The organism is Cyanobacterium sp. T60_A2020_053, assembly GCA_015272165.1.
Lineage (GTDB): Bacteria > Cyanobacteriota > Cyanobacteriia > Cyanobacteriales > Cyanobacteriaceae > Cyanobacterium.
Genome location: JACYMF010000090.1, coordinates 1 through 12,574, shown reverse-complemented (window position 1 = coordinate 12,574; position 12,574 = coordinate 1). Strand labels below are relative to the sequence as shown.

The 12,574-nt window shown below is 37.8% G+C and carries 14 protein-coding genes; 8 read left to right on the top strand and 6 right to left on the bottom strand.

The window, feature by feature from the left end; genetic code table 11:
• Positions 1 to 667: 667 nt before the first annotated feature.
• The 5 genes from IGQ45_12605 to IGQ45_12585 all read left to right on the top strand — a co-directional run bounded on the left by IGQ45_12605 (position 668) and on the right by IGQ45_12585 (position 6,136).
• Complete coding sequence (locus IGQ45_12605) at positions 668 to 1,480, top strand: prepilin-type cleavage/methylation domain-containing protein (protein ID MBF2058021.1); 813 nt, start codon at positions 668 to 670, stop codon at positions 1,478 to 1,480.
• A gap of 17 nt (positions 1,481 to 1,497) precedes the next feature.
• Complete coding sequence (locus IGQ45_12600; GenBank protein MBF2058020.1) at positions 1,498 to 1,968, top strand: prepilin-type N-terminal cleavage/methylation domain-containing protein; 471 nt, start codon at positions 1,498 to 1,500, stop codon at positions 1,966 to 1,968.
• The gene (locus IGQ45_12595) at positions 1,898 to 3,019 is read left to right on the top strand and encodes a prepilin-type N-terminal cleavage/methylation domain-containing protein (protein MBF2058019.1); all 1,122 of its coding nucleotides are present in this window, start codon (positions 1,898 to 1,900) and stop codon (positions 3,017 to 3,019) included. Before IGQ45_12600 ends, IGQ45_12595 begins: the two co-directional genes overlap by 71 nt.
• 30 nt (positions 3,020 to 3,049) lie before the next feature.
• Positions 3,050 to 5,575 (top strand): hypothetical protein, encoded by a 2,526-nt coding sequence (locus IGQ45_12590; protein MBF2058018.1) that lies wholly within the window; start codon positions 3,050 to 3,052, stop codon positions 5,573 to 5,575.
• A gap of 291 nt (positions 5,576 to 5,866) precedes the next feature.
• Positions 5,867 to 6,136 (top strand): hypothetical protein, encoded by a 270-nt coding sequence (locus IGQ45_12585; protein MBF2058017.1) that lies wholly within the window; start codon positions 5,867 to 5,869, stop codon positions 6,134 to 6,136.
• Here the strand turns inward: IGQ45_12585 and IGQ45_12580 are convergent.
• From IGQ45_12580 to IGQ45_12570, 3 genes are read right to left on the bottom strand one after another with little or no spacing between them, the layout of a single operon-like run.
• Entirely contained in the window at positions 6,120 to 6,428 is a 309-nt protein-coding gene (locus tag IGQ45_12580) for a hypothetical protein (protein ID MBF2058016.1), read from the bottom strand. The genes IGQ45_12585 and IGQ45_12580 overlap by 17 nt on opposite strands.
• Positions 6,421 to 6,759: a type II toxin-antitoxin system PemK/MazF family toxin gene (locus tag IGQ45_12575; protein ID MBF2058015.1), complete on the bottom strand. Its 339-nt coding sequence runs from the start codon at positions 6,757 to 6,759 to the stop codon at positions 6,421 to 6,423. Before IGQ45_12575 ends, IGQ45_12580 begins: the two co-directional genes overlap by 8 nt.
• Entirely contained in the window at positions 6,746 to 6,967 is a 222-nt protein-coding gene (locus IGQ45_12570) for a toxin-antitoxin system, antitoxin component, Xre family protein (GenBank protein ID MBF2058014.1), read from the bottom strand. Before IGQ45_12570 ends, IGQ45_12575 begins: the two co-directional genes overlap by 14 nt.
• 142 nt (positions 6,968 to 7,109) lie before the next feature.
• On the opposite strand from IGQ45_12570, the gene IGQ45_12565 reads away from it, so the two are divergent.
• Positions 7,110 to 7,565 (top strand): DUF29 domain-containing protein, encoded by a 456-nt coding sequence (locus tag IGQ45_12565; protein MBF2058013.1) that lies wholly within the window; start codon positions 7,110 to 7,112, stop codon positions 7,563 to 7,565.
• A gap of 100 nt (positions 7,566 to 7,665) precedes the next feature.
• Here the strand turns inward: IGQ45_12565 and mtnA are convergent, their stop codons facing one another.
• The 3 genes from mtnA to IGQ45_12550 form a co-directional block, all read right to left on the bottom strand.
• Positions 7,666 to 8,784 carry an S-methyl-5-thioribose-1-phosphate isomerase gene (gene mtnA, locus IGQ45_12560; GenBank protein ID MBF2058012.1) on the bottom strand — a complete coding sequence of 373 codons (1,119 nt, stop codon included), beginning with the start codon at positions 8,782 to 8,784 and terminating at the stop codon, positions 7,666 to 7,668.
• Positions 8,785 to 8,946: 162 nt separating this feature from the next.
• Positions 8,947 to 9,786 carry an HIT domain-containing protein gene (locus IGQ45_12555; protein MBF2058011.1) on the bottom strand — a complete coding sequence of 280 codons (840 nt, stop codon included), beginning with the start codon at positions 9,784 to 9,786 and terminating at the stop codon, positions 8,947 to 8,949.
• A 145-nt stretch (positions 9,787 to 9,931) separates the two neighbouring features.
• Entirely contained in the window at positions 9,932 to 10,918 is a 987-nt protein-coding gene (locus tag IGQ45_12550; protein ID MBF2058010.1) for a J domain-containing protein, read from the bottom strand.
• Positions 10,919 to 10,992: 74 nt separating this feature from the next.
• Between IGQ45_12550 and IGQ45_12545 the strand changes: the two genes are divergently transcribed.
• Positions 10,993 to 11,823, top strand: a complete 831-nt coding sequence (locus tag IGQ45_12545) for an MOSC domain-containing protein (GenBank protein MBF2058009.1) — start codon at positions 10,993 to 10,995, stop codon at positions 11,821 to 11,823.
• A 158-nt stretch (positions 11,824 to 11,981) separates the two neighbouring features.
• On the top strand, positions 11,982 to 12,476 hold the full coding sequence (gene ybeY / locus IGQ45_12540) for an rRNA maturation RNase YbeY (GenBank protein MBF2058008.1): 495 nt from the start codon (positions 11,982 to 11,984) through the stop codon (positions 12,474 to 12,476).
• Positions 12,477 to 12,574 lie beyond the last annotated feature (98 nt).

The following is a 12,574-nucleotide window of genomic DNA, read 5'->3' as shown; positions in this document are numbered from 1 at the left end:
TGCTGAATAAATCAAAACTCTTGTCAAATAAAGGTTTAAAGTCTATTCTACATAATAAAAAGTGTCATAAATTGACTTTTTTCTCTAAAAATACTCTATTTTTTCCATCCGAATCAAAAATAATTGATACAAATGAGCAATTTATGAAAAATAACTATTTGGCTAAAGTCTTTAATTTATAAGTATTTCACCTAAAGCCTGACACCCGAAGCCTGACACCTCCCCTCACCAAAATACTTTTTCAGCAAACCCTATTTATATCTAAAAAAAGGACTTTTAGGGATATTTATATCCTTTGAAATAATTTAATGTTAACCTCTCAGTATTTTAACGGATAAAAATAAGTATTCTACTTTACAAAAACTTTATAATTATCAGTAAAAGTACATGGGATAACAGGAATAACTATGGTAATTATCAGCTTTAATACCCACCCCTAGCATTTTAAAATTAGATTTATAAAGAGTGGATAAAAGAAAATGATTCAGTAAAATCACTGATCATAACTATGAAAAATTAAGGTACCATTATATAGTAAAACTATTTAAGTTAAGTTTAGTAATATTGTTAAAGCAAGCCACAATTAGATATTAACAGGTTTATTTTAACAGGTAGAAATATTAATTATTATTTATATTTTAATCATTTGAGCTGAGGAAAACTTGTCATGACAAGAAACATATTTAATCAATGGCGATGGCTCAAGAAAACTGGTCTTAGTATGCCAAAAGATCAAGGTTATACCCTAGCGGAAATATTGGTAGGCACAGTAGTATTTGGAGTGTTAGGGGCGCTGTCTGTCACCAGTATTAACAGTATTGTGCCTCAAAGACCCCTAGAAGATAGTGTTTATAAACTACAAGGTATCTTACAACAAACTAGAACCAGAGCCATTGCCACCACCTCCGCTATACGGATCATGCCTGATCCAGATGATCCCGAACGAACTCTGAAAGTAGAAGTAGCCCGAACCAGAGGTTGTGATTCGGTAACTGCTTTAACTGCTGACTTGGTAGAGGATGCAGCTGATAATGATTTAGATGTGGAGGATATTGTTAACAATGATAGGATACTGCCTGTTGTTTCTGTGCGCGGTTTTGCGGTGGGAGACACCTTAAAGGTGGGTAGTGATGAAACGGATAATGAAATTATTGCCATTGATGGTAACTTATCTACTATTGAGTTAGGGCAGGACTTAGGAACAGATCAAGCGGAAGATGCGGTGGTAGAGTTAGCCAACAACTGGCGCTCTGATGGTAGTTTAGTCAAAGAGGATTTAACTCTCTCGGATGGCATTGTAGTAACGTCTAATATTCCTGATGATAATTGGACTCTTTGCTTTGATAGTCGTGGTTTAGCTCGTCTTTATGATGCTGGTGGGGTAGTCGATGATATTTTAACTTTAACTGTCACGGAAGAACAAAGTAACGATAGTCAGCAGATGACAATATTAAGGGGGGGGGCGCTGGAAATTAACTAAATAATTCAGCAAACATTATGAAATTAATCAAAATAATTCGATTTCTTCGACAGCCTCCAGAAGAAGGTTTTACTCTCCTTGAAGCCACTATTGCTATGTTTTTGCTCAGTCTTGCCATGTTACTAAATCTACCTTTTGCAGTCTTGTTACAACAGCAAAATATAACCTACGAAGCGCAGTTAGGAGCAAGTTCTTTGTCGAAAGAGTTACTAGACGAAATTAGAGCCAGACGAGTTATTGACCCTGTGGATGGAGAGGCAAGAGACAACCTTCAAAGTTTAGGCTATGACTATGATGCAGTGATTTATATTTGCACAGATGATCCAATTGTTACGGATGATTTAGAGGTGACAGATTGCCCCACAGGTAATGCTGACACCACTGATATTAGATATATAGTAATACAAATTAATAGAGATGGACAAACAGAACCAATACACACAATTCAAACGGTATTTACTCGCCTTATTCCCCCCGAAAATAACTAATTCGGAAAGTCAGCAAGGCATAACCATGATCGAGATGATTGCCTCTATGTTAATTTCTAGCTTAGTGGTGGCATTTGCGTTTAATGGTTTTGCGTATTATCGTCAGAGTTTTCTTAGGGATCAATCTCGTAACCGTGTTAATCAGTCCTTTGGCGGTGTTTCCACCCTCATTGGTCCTGATATTTTACAAATTGGGGAGGGGTTAACCGATGATCCTCGGTTTCCAGCGGTGGAAGTCCGTCAAACTCCCATACCCGGAACTGATCCTGTGGAAAATTCCTCAGAAATTCTTATCCGTAAAGCCGTTATTACTGATTCTCTGCCCCTTTGTGCAGATATTACGGCTGGGACAAGTACAAATGTTTTAATTTTTGATGATACCGGTGGTGGAGAGCCGGGTTGCGATTTAATTGATAACGATGGTGATGGAGTACCAGATTTATTGGCTAATTGGAGTCGTAATCGTCAAACGAGAGGAGGTACAGTCAGAGCTTATATTTATGATGGTGCTAGTGACTGGGAATTTTTTGATTACACTGGAGAAATTACTCAAGATGGTAGTGGCAACGTCATTACTCCTAGCGGTTCTAACCCCGCAGAGTTAGCTTTATTAACTACGAACAGTCACACTTGGGCAAATAATTATAGTGCTTCTGGTTCGAGTAAAATTTACATAATTGAAGAAAGATTGTATCGATTAAGTCGAAGTGCAGGAGAAGAAAGTGGTACATTACAACTAATTGTAGATCGTAATACCGCTAATCCCCTTGATCTGGCTTCCAATATCGAGAATTTTGAGATTCTTATTAATGTGGCTGAAGATGCACAAGCAACTACTACTTTTAATTGCACTGTCATTCCTCCCACCGTTCAAGCTCATTGTCCTGACTATACCAATTTTGCTGACTATTCTTGGGCGCAAATCCAAGATATTCAGGTGACAACGACTTTAAACCTAGATGATGAGGATTTACCTCAAAATGTTGAGTTTCGAGAGGAAGATTTGCGCCTTACAGAGAAATTTTTCCCTCGTAATGTTTTTAGTTTTTAAATTTATGTAACCTACATTTTGGCTAAAGTCATGAAAAACAAACCTTTTTCTATTATTCCTTTTTTAATTAAATTACAAAAGAGCCAAAAGTCTTCTGATGGCGGTTATGTGCTGGTGATTGCCATCGGCACAATTTTAGCGTTGTCAGGGTTATTGGTGGTTTATGGACAGTCTAACCGAGTGCAAAAAACTGCTATTGATAGTAATATCGATAGTTCCAGTGGTTTTTATGCTGCCGAAGCTGGTCTAAATTTACGGGCGCAAAATGTGCGAGATTTATTTTTAAATCGTAATACTCCTGTTGGTAATCCTCCTCAATCGGCTAAGGCTTGTTTAGGGACTGATAGTAGTATTCAGGGTACTGGGGACTATCAGTGTCAAATTTTTCAATTTGCCCAGAGTTCAGAAAATCGTTCAGGTTATATTGCTTCTACTTATTTAACTGGTGGGACGCAAACTCTTGGGGTAGTACCGAGAGGAGATCGTTTTGAGAATTTGAATATGATAGAGAATAGCTATTCTCTTTATTCTCTGTCTTTTAAGGAGGGCGCTGATGATTCTCAAGCCTCTGCTATTTTACAAATGGATATTAAAGCTCGACAAATTCCCATGTTTCAATTTGCGGCTTTTTATCGGGGTGATTTAGAAATCTTACCCGGTCCTAATATGACTTTGAGTGGTCCTGTGCATACTGATGGTAGTTTGTATTTAGGAGCTAATGCAACTTTAAGTATTGATGGTCAAGTGACGGCGCGTGAACGTCTGTTTAATTTCCGTCTAAATAATAATGCCACTTATCCTGATGGTCGAGTTCGAATTAGAAATGCCAATGATACTGATTGGGTGAATTTACTACAAGCTGGAACGGGAGCAACCACTCCGACCACTAATGCTATGGACCCTGTGCGTCTTGCTACTGCCTATGGTACAAGAGTTCAGGTGGGAACTGATCCCATTTCTATCCCTACCCCTGACATTTTAGATGGTACTGGAGAATATTTTAATCAGGCGGATATTCGAGTTAACTTTAATCCTCCAGCAACGGGAGCTAACTTAAATTATCTTAATACTAATTCGTTTGAGATTACTGCTATAGATCGTACTGATAGTAGCGGTAATCTTACTACTCCCACAGAAAGAATTTTAAATGCTCGGCAAATTAGAAGTTTACGTCAGCCTGTGATGGTGGGCGCTGGTTTAGCCAGTGTGACTAATGCTGATTATCGTGTTTGTACTCCAGCCACATTATCGGGAGATTTGGCAACTTGGTGGAATGGTTTAACTGCTTTACAAAAAAATACTTTTCGCACCCAAGCTCAGGCATATCTACAAGAGCAAATTCAGTCTATGGAAGCGCCCTTACGCTTTAGCTATATGAGTCTGCCTATCGAGGATATTGAAGATCAGGAGACTTTATTTAGCGATTTTGCGGATGATACCACCAGTTTAGAGACTGGTTTAACCGCAGCAATACTACCTTTAACAGTACCGCCTGTAATACCCTTTGCTGTGGGGACAGAGGTTGATGATGCTATAGATAATTTCTTGGAGATGACTCCTCAACAAATTGCTGGATTACCTGAATTCGACTTAGTTAGTAATACTGTTATTGCTAATACTGCTCGTTGTTATGTAGCAGCGCCCTTCACCGATATAGGGAGAGATGCAGATAGTCATCAATCTTGGTTCCGTTTTTTCAATAACAGGGAAGGAAGACATCTTCGCCTTTTACAAATGAATTTGCAGAGTATGGCAATTTGGAACCGAGATGGGGTGTTTCTTGACGAAACGGGTGACGTGATCACTTCTACGGATCAATTATTATATCTCAGAGCGCCTCAAGATAATGATGCTCCAGCAGGTTCATTACAAAGATTAGGTTACGCCGCCATTGATATTTCTGATGGCGGTATGGTAATTCATGCCATGGTGGACACTGACATTGCCAATGCCTACACTAACACTAGCCGTTTTGGTTTTGCTGTCGTGAGGGCGCAACAGTTAATTGGTCTAGCTCGTAGTGGGAATGTTGCTGATCCTACAGGGTTAACTATTGCCACTGATCAAGGGATTTATCCTCAGGGAGATTATAATACTATTAATTATCAACCAGCAGGGATTTTATCAGATTCTTTTAATCCTCTTTCTAATGCTTGTATTATTAATAGTGAAGTGGTAATTAACCGTCTCAACAACCATGACTGTAATCAACTTGATGGCACTCAAATTCCCCCTACTGCCACGACTTTTAATGCTGGAGTTTTAGGCGGTACGGATGTTACTGTGCCTAACGGTAATTATAATGGTGGTTTAGAAAATTATCCTCGCTTTCAGGAACGGTGGGGAGGGCTCCCTTGGACTTATCGGGGTTCTTTTGTGAGTATTTCTACTCCCCTGCGAGTTAGCGGGCGCTGGGGTCAAGGTAATGTGTATAGCGCCCCTACCCGTAACTGGGATTATGATCAAAATTTTAATGATCCTCGTAATTTACCACCTTTAACCCCCCAGTTTGTTTATATCAAGCAGGAATCCTTTATCCGTAGCTTTGATCAATAACCCTCACCCCCAACCCCTCTCCCACAGGAGAGGGGAGTAATCACGGTGGAGGGCGGTTGGCTAGACAGAAATCGGGTTTTTGACTAAACTTAGGACTAAAACCTGATTTTATAAAAACCCGATTTCTACGATATGGAGGGCGCTGGTTTTTTGGTGGAGGGGTGGAGGGCGCTGGTTTTTTGGTGAGGTCTATTAGATATTGATTTTTAGGCTAAAATTGAGAGGGGATAGGAGTAATCGTTAATTACCCCTACTCTTTTTAGACTTAATATTTTTATTGAGGATCATAATATGAGTACGGTAACTGATAACGATTTAAGAGAATTAAAGGATTTAATTAACGATAAATTTAATGAGTTGAGGTTAAACCAAGAAAAAATAATGACTAGATTAGAAGATTGGAAACCATCAATAGATAAAATATCAGATTTATCAGAAAAAGTAGGAGAATCAAAAGCAGAGGGTAAGTTAGGATTAATCGCTATAACTGCTTTAATTTCTTCAATTCTTTCTGGAAGTCTAACGAGTTTAATATTTATCTTTGTCAAAAATAAGCCTTAGTTTTTTCAGTAGTGATGGGATGGAGTGAAGAGTGCTGAGGTTTAATTGTAGGGATGGAGGGCGCTGGTTTTTTGGTGAAGGTGGAGGGCGCTGGTTTTTTGGTGAAGGTGGAGGGCGCTGGTTTTTTGGTGAAGGGGGGGAGGGCGCTGGTTTTTTGGTAAAGGTGAAGGGCGCTGGTTTTGAGTGAAAGGGTGAAGGGCGCTGGGTTTTTGGTGAGGGGTGAAAGTATAATAAAGTTTAGAGAACTTAAAACATCAGGAGAAAAATATGAATATTGATACTTTTTAGCCAATAATTTTTTGAATTAAATTTTGTAAGTTACCACAATCTTCTATTTGTAAGTCTCCTAACTTCTTTATTACTAAATTTTTGTCGATGGTTGTAACAACAGGTTTTATTATTGATGGTTTGAGTAAACCAGCCTCACGAAACTTGATAATGGATAACTCACCTTCTGTTAGGGGAGTATTTGTCTTACTGGTAACAGCAATAATAATTATATCTGGTTTCTGCTGATTATAAATATCAGAACTAATAACTACGGCGGGTCTTTTTTTTGTGGTACTTTGATCTGTGAACGGAAAAGGTAATAGGAGTATATTACCAAAATTATAAATCATCATAGTCGGTATCCTCTGGATTATCCCAAATTTTAGAGAATGCTTGTTCAGACATTTTTGTATAAGCTGTTGTCAATTCTTGATCAAAGTTTTCGGCTTGAATAATATCTTTTTCTAACTCATAATTTAATTTAATTTTTTCGGCTTGGGGTAATTGTTTAACTAGCTCTAATATCTGTTCTAAATTGAGAGATAATTGATACATGACCATGACTGTTATTTTAATGTTTTAATTTTATCATTTGGTGGACGGGGATAAGGGTTGGAGGGCGCTGGTTTTTTGTAAAGGTTGGAGGGCGCTGGTTGTGTTGGATTATAATACTTGAAAGTTGAATTGAGAAAAAGAAGTAATTATGACAGTAATTGACAAAATTGATTTAAAAGAATTGTATGAAATCGATGATCATTTATGGTTAGAGAAAACTATTAATTTACTGAAAGAACAAAAGTTTAATGATTTAGACTTAGAAAATTTAATTGAGGAGTTAGAAAGTTTGGCAAGACGGGATAAGTTAGCAATAAAAAGTCTTTTACAACAAATCATTAGACATTTATTATTAATTCAATATTGGGAGAGCGAAAGAGAAAGAAATTATCCCCATTGGCAGTCAGAGATTATTAGTTTTCGTATTCAAATTAATGACCAGATGACTAAAAATTTTTACAATTATTTAGAGGATAATATCAACAAAATTTATCAGGATGCCAGAAAGTATGTTAAGGCGAAATCCAGATTAGATACTTTTCCCTTAGAATGTCCTTATATTTTAACTCAGTTATTGGATGAAGATTGGTTTCCTTCAACATAATGCTTTGATAGGCATGAAAGGCATTGGGTTGTGGTGGAGGGCGCTGGATTTTCGTGAAGGGGTGGAGCAAGGTATTTTCTTTCTCAAAATTGTTAATTTCTCAAAGGCGACTATATTCAGGATATAATCCCAAGATTCCTTCTGCGGAGGCTTTACAGATTCCTCTATCGGTGATTAAACCTGTGATGAGGCGCGCTGGGGTAACGTCAAAGCCATAATTCAGCGCCCGACTACCCGGCGGAATCAACTTCACTTCTAATATATCGCCATTATATTCACCGCTAATATGACTAACTTCTGTAGCGTCTCTAGTTTCGATGGGGATTTGCTTGACACCGTCTGTCATTTCCCAGTCAAAGGCAGAATAAGTTAGGGCAACATAAAAAGGAATGTTATTATCCTGCGCCGCCAGCGCTTTTAAATAAGTACCAATTTTATTGGCAACATCTCCCGTGTAAGTGGTGCGATCGCTTCCTGTGATAACGAGATCAACCATACCATGTTGCATTAAATGCCCCCCCGTATTATCAGCAATAACAGTATGATCAATGCCATTTTGTCCTAATTCCCACGCTGTGAGACGGGCGCCTTGATTGCGTGGGCGAGTTTCATCCACCCAAACGTGAACTTTTATACCCATTTCATGGGCTTGGTAGATGGGCGCTGTGGCTGTGCCATAATCCACACAACCGAGCCATCCAGCATTACAATGGGTCAAAATATTAACGGTGTCACCCTGTTTTTTAGCACTGATGTCTTGAATTAGCTTAACGCCATGATTACCGATACTTTGACAGAGTTTCACATCTTTTTCTACCAGCGCCCTCCCCACTTCTTTCGTAGTTGCTACGATGGCATCAAGGTCATTTTTGAGAGGTTTAATTGCTTCTAACTGTCTTTGTATTGCCCATGCTAAATTAACGGCGGTGGGGCGGGTTGCTTGTAATTTTTCCGCCACTTGATAAAGGTATTCTTGGGGATTCGTGACGTGATGACGTTGGGCAGATAATGCCCCTAAATACATCCCATAACCAGCACCAGCACCGATTACCCCAGCCCCACGGATGTGCATTTCTCGGAGGGCGCTTGTCATGTCTGCTACGGTGATAATATCTTCAATTATGAATTGATAAGGTAAATATCTTTGGTCAATTACTTTTACTGTTTGCTCATCTTCACTTAACCAAATTGTCCGATAATGCTCACCATTTACCTTCATTGTTTATATTTTCTCTTTTTTTTTGCAAAAACTATTTTAGTATTTTACAGCCAAAATGGCAGTAATTTACCCACCGGGTAATGAATTACACGGCTAATAATATCACGTTCAATAAATTAAACTAAGATTTTGAGAAATGCATAACTATCCATTGTCCATTGTCTATTGTTTTCCTAAAACTTGTCTAATACCATGTTTTTTCCCTTGATTATCCCCTTGATAACGGGGAATTAAATGAATTTGACAATGATTCATTTTTTGTCCTCCTGCTTGGTTAATATTCATACCCACATTAAAGCCATCAGGATGATATTTTTCAGTAATAATTTTCTGCACAAAATTGACCATTTGCCAACAGTTTTGCTGTTCAGCTAATGATAAATCGAAATAATTTTCTTCATGTTTTTTGGGAATAATTAAACTATGTCCTTTGGTAAGGGGATAGCCGTCTAACATGGCATAACTAAGGGTTGATTCTGTGAGCAAAGTTAAAGAAGCATAGGGATTACAAAAAATGCACGGTGAGGGGCGCTGGATTTGGTTATAATGACTGTAGCAATATATTTCGCAAAATTCATCTTGATGTAAAGATTCAAAAGGCAGTTTTACTAAACATTGATAGGTCATTTTTTTATGGACATAATGACGGCGATAACCTTCTTTTTTTAAGTCTCTCCTTACAGCAAAATAAGCCTTTCCTTTCGGTTTTAATAGGTGAGCTATTTCCATTATTACCTGTTCTTGGTCTTGTTCTAAAAGCACATTTAACACATAAAAACAAATAATAGTATCATATTTTTCCTGTGGATAAGTGGGGAAATAAAAAGGGTCATAACCAGTTATATCAAATGATTTTTCTTTGAGTAATTTCACATCATTACCTACTCCACAACCGAAATCTAATATTTTTCCTTGTAATAGTTTATTTTTTACGGTGAAGTGCGCTGGAAATGATAAATATTTTCGCTCAATAGCTGTTAAATGACTATTAGTATTTTCCATGTTTTGTGTTTCTCGCAAAGGTGCAATGAGAATATTTATGATAATCCCAAGTCTAGTTTACCCACCGTGTAATGAATTACACGGAACTAACGGAATTACGTTCAATAAATTGAACTAAGATGGGAAGAAAAATTAATTGTGTATTTTATTTACCTTTGCCCTTTGCCCCTTGCCCATAAAAATTAAGTAATTCTTGACGAGGATTAAAAGTCTCAATATCTTTAATTTGTTTATATAGTTTTTTCTCTTCTTCAGAAACATTGGTAGGGGGTACAATACGAATAATGATCATTTGATCGCCCCTTTCGCCTCGAATATTGGGATAACCCTTGTCTGCTAATTTTAATCTCTGTCCTTGTTTGACACCGGGTGGTACATTCATACGCACCAAACCATCAATGGTGGGAACTTCCACAGCGCCCCCCACCACAGCTTCGGAGGGAGTTAGGGGGATTTCGCAGGAAATATCTGTTTTTGTTAATGTAAAGAATGGATGTTCTTCAATCAAAATTTTTAAATATAAATCACCGCCGTTGATACCTTGACCTTTGAGGCGAATTTTCTGCCCGTGATACATAGCCGGAGGCATATCAATTTCTAATGAGCGCCCGTCTTCGAGGCGAATGCGCTCTCTACCGCCCAAATAAGCCTTTTCTAGGGGCAATAATAGTTTAGCCTCGATGTCCTTGGAATTGTTGCGGGAGGGCGCTGGTTTGACCCTTTTCGTGGTGCTGGATTGATAATCTTCCGTGCGAGGGGATTTTGGGCGCGCATTGGGGGGACGATTTACAGAACCTGAGCGCACATCATCCCAAAAAGAATTAATATTATTGAAAGGAAAACCAGAATTATTACCAGTAGAATTATTCGCCGTAGCACGGGGAAAGCGACGGCGAGAAGTGCCAAAAATTAATAAATCATATTGTTGACGCTTGGTTTGGTCTGATAGTGTATCATAGGCTTCATTGATTTTTTTAAACATCTCCTCAGCGCCCTTATCACCTTGATTCAAGTCGGGATGATAGCGCCTTGCCAATACTCGAAATTCTTTTTTTACTTCTTCCAATGTCGCTGAGGGTTCAACCCCTAAAATCTGATAATAATTCTTCACAGTGGTGCGTAATTTTTGCATACTTGATACTTAATATTAATCTTATCAGTTCAAAAAAGGCAATTGATAATAAATTATGAATTATGAATTATGAAATGAAACTATCTTCAATTCACATTTACCCCATCAAATCTTGTCAAGGCATCACCGTGACAGAAGCAGAAGTAGCCCTGAAAGGTTTAAAAAATGACCGTTGCTTAATGGTAGTTGATAGTAACGGTAAATTTATCACCCAAAGACAATTACCATCTTTAGCCACTATTATCACCAGTTTAGACCATGATTCTCTCACACTGAAGGTGGCAAATAATACTCTTAGTCCCATAACTTTTACTCCCGAATATCAAACAGGGAATTTGATACCCGTGGAAATTTGGGGGCAAGAAACCATGGCGGTTGAGCAAGAAAAAGCGGTTTCTGAGTGGTTGCGGAGGGCGCTGGATATTGACGAGCAAATTTTTCTAGTGGCTCAAACTCCCGACTGTCGTCTTACCATCGATCCTAAATATAGCTTACGGCGGAGGGCGCCGGTCACCTTTTCCGATGGCTATCCCTTACTACTCACCAATACAGCATCTTTAAAATTACTCAATGAAAAAATTAGAGACACCTATAAATCATCAGAAAATCAAGTAACAATGGATCGATTTCGACCTAATTTAGTCATCGAAAATGATCAACCTTTTGCAGAAGATAACTGGCGAGAAATTACCATCGGTGCAGTAACCTTTGACCTTGTTAAACCTTGCAAAAGATGTATTGTTACCACCACAAATCAAAATACAGGTCAACGAAATTCTTTACAAGAGCCTTTAAAAACTTTAGCAACTTTTCGCAATTTTCCCACTCAGGGAATTTTATTTGGTGTTAATATTATTCCTCGTAATCAAGGTTTAATTTCTGTGCAAAGTACCATAAATTTATAACATTAATTTGGTATAGGAATGCCATCTTAAATTCCTTTGCTCTAATCTCTAAAAAGAGCTATTTCAGAAGCTGAAGCACTATAAGGGTTGAATAATATTCAACAAGGGTTGAATAATATTCAACCCCTACAAACCAATTTTTAATCAGTTTTAATTAAATGAATAATCAATATAATCTTGAGGTTTACATCGAAGATAATTATTTTGTAGAGGAAAACCCAGCGCCCTCCACCGAAGTTTTACAATGGCAATTATGGTTTCAATCGTGGCTAAATTTATTAGATTTGGACTTAGATAATAACTATAATTATGAAGTAAGTTTAATATTCGCTGATGATGCCTTTATTCAACAATTAAACCAACAATATCGAGATAAAGATCAAGCCACTGATGTATTAGCGTTTGCTTCCCTTGAAGATGATTTCGGTTTCATTTCCCCAGAAATTCCCGTAATGTTGGGAGATATTATTATTTCTGTGGATACAGCAAAAACACAAGCCCAAAGTCAAGGACATTCCCTCATGATAGAATTAGCTTGGTTAGCATCCCATGGATTTTTACATTTGTTAGGATGGGATCATCCTGATGATGAAAGTTTAAATGATATGTTAGATCAACAAAGATTTTTACTCACAGAAAGCAAAATTATTTAAAGGGCAAAGGTTTAAAAAGGGCAAAGGTTTAGTAACTGATGTTACGCAAAATATAGAATTAATTGTTGGTGTCAGGTGTCGGGTGTCAGGTATTAGGT